Below are 5,953 nucleotides of genomic sequence, written 5' to 3'. Positions count from 1 at the left end.
CAAACGACTGGGATTGCCATCATGGGCTTAGTGCGCCCAAAAATAGGAAAATAAGCAAAAAGTAAGCTTCGAAAGCGAAGCTTACTGGAATTAATGCTTACAAATAGGGCTTACTTAACAACTACTTGAAGTTTTTAGAGGTGCCCTTAAAAACTCAAAGAAAATACTTGACAAAATCGAACGGGGGGGGGTAGAATATGTGTAGACTATGCGTCTGCTTCATCTTTTAGGAAAGCCAAAGGTCTTGTTGGAATCCTCCCTCGTCTAGGAAAGGCTTGCGGGTATTTTCTCGTCCTTTCCTAAGAAAAGGAAAGGGATATTCTGATCGCATTTGGCTTGATCGAAAGGTGATAGGCATGACGAATAGTAGATTACAATTCAAAGGAGTACAGTAAATTGAAAAGTAGACAGAAAATGGACTGGTATCGTCTAGGGCAGCGTTTCTCTATTCGAACCTATCATGTCGGAGCCGTGAGTGTCCTCTTGGGTAGCCTTCTTCTGGGAAGTCCCGTTGTTCAGGCAGAGGAAAATGTTTCCCTAGATAGTCAGCCCTTGGAGACAGTGGTAGAGGAGGTCGCGAAAGCAGAGGAGACCGTCCTTGTTCCAGCTTCTACCGAAGCAAGTGTGACACCAGCAGAAGCAAGTCTTCCAGCAGCTTCTACAGATAAGGTAGAGACAGCTACTTCAGAAAAAGCAGGCATAGAAACTCCAGATCTTGCCAAAGAAAAGGCAGGTGATGTAGAAGCAATAGAAGAAAAAGTAGCTGAAGCACCAGCAATACAAGAAGAAGCTCAGAAAGAGCCTACAGTCAAGGAACCTACTAAAGTGTCAGTAGGTAATCTGTCCTATCTAACAGAAAATGAAAAAGCAGCAGTAAGAGCCAATGTCCTAGCTGTTAATGAAAGTGCAACAGATGTGGTCGTTTCAGATAATGGCACAGTGACGGTTTACTTTGGCGAGAAAACCCTCGTTTTAGACGCTAGTAAAACAGTCAAACAGAAAGCAGTTGTTTCTAATCGTCGATTAAGAAGCGCAACAGTACTAGAACATGATGAAATTATTATCGGTGCAGATAATTTTAATTCAAAAGTAGATATGTATGGCGATGCCAGTTTTAACCGAGAAAAAAGCGTATTAGAATTGACACCACCCATTTCATCAAAAGTTGGGTATGTGAAATTAAAAGATAAAATTGATATATCAAAAAGTTTTAATATTGATGCAAAGTTTAATATCTTGCAAACTAATCCAGACCGCAGTATTGGATTTGATGGGATTTCATTTATTTTAGCACCTATTGATGAAAATCGTGTTGGTATAGGTGGAGCAGGCTTAGGAATTTCAGGGTTATCTGATGTTTTAGCAGTTAAAATAGATACCTATTCCAATCCAAGTGAACATTTGCCAGGAATTGGAGACGCAGATTATGTTGAACCTGGTGGTGATAGAGAGATACCGCATATCGCATTTGTACAAACAGATGGTAATGGATATATGACACCATTTAATGGGTCAGCAAAGTCAGTTTCAATAAATTATAAAGAGAACATTTGGCAAGATTTTAATATTAGCTATGATGAGAACACTCAACTCATGACTGCAACAGTTGGTGGAAAAGTTATTAGGATATATCTGATATCTTATTTGGATAGAATTAAAGAAAAATATGGATCAACAAAAGTATCGTTCTTATTTTCATCTTCTAACTTCGGTCACGATAGCGAACCAGATACTCTTAACGAATTAAAAATTAACCGTATTGATTATTATAGAGAAAGAACTGTACCCAGAGATAATGAGCAATATGAACCAGCAGTGAGTGCAGGCAAAGCGTTAATTGATGGTTCAGATGCACCAAACAGCCCCTTGAGTGACGCAGATAAAGAAGTTGTCAAAGCTAAAGTCACGATTCAGCCAGAAGCACCTGTAGATACCGTGATTTCTCCATCAAATGTCATTAGTGGGACTCCAGACAATCCAGTAGTAGAAGTCACAGTTATTTATCCAGATGGTACAGTAGATAGGGTGAATGTACCTGTAAAACAAAAGGATAATGAAAAATATAATCCAATCGTTGGTAAGGTCACTAAGCCAGAAACTGACCCTGTGACAGCTCAAGATGTGATGAATCAAGTTACTGCGCCAAATGGTACTCAGTTGACCGATAAACAGGTCAAGGGCGACCTTCCAACAACAGTGGGTACGCATAACGTTCCTGTTGAGGTCACCTATCCAGATGGCACTAAGGAAATTGTAAATGTTCCGGTTGAAATCACAGACGTAGCGGATAAAGACCAGTTCGATCCAATCGTTGGTAAGGTAACGAAACCGGAAACTGACCCTGTCACTCCGCAAGATGTGACTGACCAAGTCACCGCGCCAAATGGTACGCAATTGACGGATAAACAGGTCAAGGGCGACCTTCCAACAACAGTGGGTACCCATAACGTCCCTGTTGAGGTCACCTACCCAGATGGCACTAAGGAAATTGTAAATGTTCCGGTTGAAATCACTAAGGGTGCGGATAATGCAACGAATGAACCACAATTGAAACCAGATGCACCGAATACTCCAGCTGTTTCCGCAGGTAAAGCCTTGATTGATGGTTCCGATACTCCAGAAAGTCCGCTAAGTCCAGCTGACCAAGAGGTTGTAAAAGATAAGGTAGATACCAGCAACTTGCCAACAGGTACTATCGTAACTCCAGCCGATAAAGTTACAGGTACAGAAGATGCCCCAGTCGTTGAAGTAACAGTAACTTATCCAGACGGCACTACTGACACAATCGAAGTCCCAGTTAAGCAAAAGGACAGTGCAAGCAATGAGCCAACGGTTAAACCAGATGAGGCAAACACACCAACTGTTTCTGCAGGTAAAGCCTTGATTGACGGTTCCGACGCTCCAGAAAGCCCATTGAGTGACGCGGATAAGGCAGTTGTTGCAGACAAAGTTGATACCAGCAACTTACCAGAGGGTACAACTGTCACCCCAGCCGATAAGGTAAGCGGAACTCCAGAAAATCCAGTCGTTGAAGTGACTGTCACTTATCCAGATGGCACCACTGATACAATTGCAGTTCCAGTTAAGCAAAAAGACAGTGCAACTAATGAGCCAACGGTTAAACCAGATGAGGCAAACACTCCAGCTATTTCCACAGGTAAAGCCTTGATTGACGGTTCCGACACGCCAAACAGCCCATTGAGTGACGCAGATAAGGCAGTTGTTGCAGACAAAGTGGATACCAGTAATCTGCCAGAGGGAACTACTGTAACCCCAGCTGATAAGGTAACAGGAACAGACGACAACCCAGTAGTTGAGGTGACTGTCACTTACCCAGACGGTACCACTGATACAATCGAAGTCCCAGTTAAGCAAAAGGACAGCGCAAGCAATGAGCCAAGTGTGAAAGCTGATGAACCAAATACACCAGCTATTTCCGCAGGCAAAGCCTTGATTGATGGTTCCGATACTCCAGAAAGCCCATTGAGTGACGCGGATAAGGCAATTGTTGCGGATAAAGTTGATACCAGCAACTTACCAGAGGGTACAACTGTCACCCCAGCAGATAAGGTATCAGGTACTCCAGAAAATCCAGTTGTTGAAGTAACAGTAACTTATCCAGACGGAACCACCGATACAATTAACGTTCCAGTTAAGCAAAAGGATAGTGCAACTAATGAGCCAACGGTTAAACCAGATGAGGCAAACACACCAACTGTTTCCGCAGGCAAAGCCTTGATTGACGGTTCAGACGCTCCAGAAAGTCCGTTAAGTCCAGCTGACCAAGAAGCGGTTAAGGACAAGGTAGACACCAGCAACTTGCCAGCGGGTACAACTGTCACCCCAGCCGATAAGGTAAGCGGAACACCAGAAAATCCAGTTGTTGAAGTAACAGTAACTTATCCAGACGGAACCACCGATACAATTAACGTTCCAGTTAAGCAAAAGGACAGCGCAACTAATGAGCCAAGCGTCAAAGCTGATGAGCCAAATACCCCAGCTATTTCCGCAGGCAAAGCCTTGATTGACGGTTCAGATAAGCCAAACAGCCCATTGAGTGACGCAGATAAGGCAGTTGTTGCGGATAAAGTGGACACCAGCAACTTGCCAGCGGGTACTACTGTAACCCCAGCTGATAAGGTAACAGGTACCCCAGACAACCCAGTCGTTGAAGTAACGGTAACCTACCCAGACGGAACCACTGATACAGTGAATATCCCTGTGAAGCAGAAAGACAGCGCAAGCAATGAGCCAACTGTGAAGCCAGATGAAACTGGCACCCCAGAAGTTTCCGCCGGTAAAGCCTTGATTGACGGTTCTGACACTCCAGAAAGCCCATTGAGTGACGCAGATAAGGCAGTTGTTGCGGATAAAGTGGACACTAGCAACTTACCACAAGGAACAGTTGTTACTCCAGCTGATAAGGTAACAGGCACAGAGGACGCACCAGTCGTTGAAGTAACGGTAACCTACCCAGACGGAACAACTGATACAATCGAAGTTCCAGTTAAGCAAAAGGACAGTGCGACCAATGAGCCAGCGGTTAAACCAGATGAGGCAAACACACCAGCTATTTCTGCAGGCAAAGCCTTGATTGACGGTTCAGACACACCAGAAAGTCCATTGAGTGACGCAGATAAGGCAGTTGTTGCAGACAAAGTGGACACCAGCAACTTGCCAGCAGGTACTACTGTAACCCCAGCTGATAAGGTAACAGGTACACCAGAAAATCCAGTCGTTGAAGTAACGGTAACCTACCCAGATGGAACAACTGATACAGTGAATATCCCTGTGAAGCAGAAAGACAGTGCAAGCAATGAGCCAACGGTCAAACCAGATGCGGACGGCACACCAGAAATCTCTGCAGGCAAAGCCTTAATTGATGGTTCCGACAAGCCAGAAAGCCCATTGACTGACGCAGATAAAGAAGCGGTTAAGGACAAGGTAGACACTAGCAACCTGCCAGCGGGTACAACTGTAACTCCAGCAGATAAGGTAACAGGTACCCCAGACAACCCAGTCGTTGAAGTAACGGTAACCTACCCAGACGGAACCACTGATACAATCGAAGTTCCAGTTAAGCAAAAAGACAGTTCAACTAATGAGCCAGCGGTTAAACCAGATGAACCAAACACTCCAGCTATTTCCGCAGGCAAAGCCTTGATTGATGGTTCCGATACACCAGAAAGTCCGCTAAGTCCAGCCGACCAAGAAGCTGTTAAGGACAAGGTAGACACCAGCAACTTACCACAAGGAACAGTTGTTACTCCAGCTGATAAAGTTACAGGAACAGAGGACGCTCCAGTCGTTGAAGTGACTGTAACCTATCCAGACGGAACCACCGATACAATCGAAGTTCCTGTTAAACAAAAGGACAGTTCAACTAATGAGCCAAGCGTCAAAGCTGACGAACCAAACACTCCAACTGTTTCCACAGGCAAAGCCTTGATTGACGGTTCAGATAAGCCAAACAGCCCATTGACTGACGCGGATAAAGAAGCGGTTAAGGACAAGGTAGACACTAGCAAGCTACCAGATGGAACTACTGTAACTCCAGCCGACAAGGTAACAGGAACACCAGACAACCCAGTCGTTGAAGTAACGGTAACCTACCCAGATGGCACAACCGATACAGTGAATATCCCTGTGAAGCAGAAAGACAGCGCAAGCAATGAGCCAACGGTCAAACCAGATGCGGATGGCACCCCAGAAATCTCTGCAGGTAAAGTCCTCATTGACGGTTCTGACACTCCAGAAAGCCCATTGAGTGACGCAGATAAGGCAGTTGTTGCGGACAAAGTGGACACCAGCAACTTACCAGAGGGTACAATAGTTACTCCAGCCGATAAGGTAAGCGGAACACCAGAAAATCCAGTTGTTGAAGTAACAGTAACTTATCCAGACGGAACCACCGATACAATTAACGTTCCAGTTAAGCAAAAGGACAGCGCAA

The 5,953-nt window shown here is 44.7% G+C and carries 1 protein-coding gene; it reads left to right on the top strand.

All coding sequences use genetic code 11. The features are described from left to right. Positions 1-396 precede the first annotated feature (396 nt). Positions 397-5,953, top strand: a 5,557-nt coding sequence (locus tag BU200_RS09820) for a Rib/alpha-like domain-containing protein (protein WP_142237048.1), incomplete at its 3' end; no start/stop codon positions are given.

Source organism: Streptococcus acidominimus, from assembly GCF_001921825.1.
Lineage (GTDB): Bacteria > Bacillota > Bacilli > Lactobacillales > Streptococcaceae > Streptococcus > Streptococcus acidominimus.
Note: the sequence above shows the minus strand (reverse complement) of the source record. Positions and strands in the feature narration are given on the sequence as shown.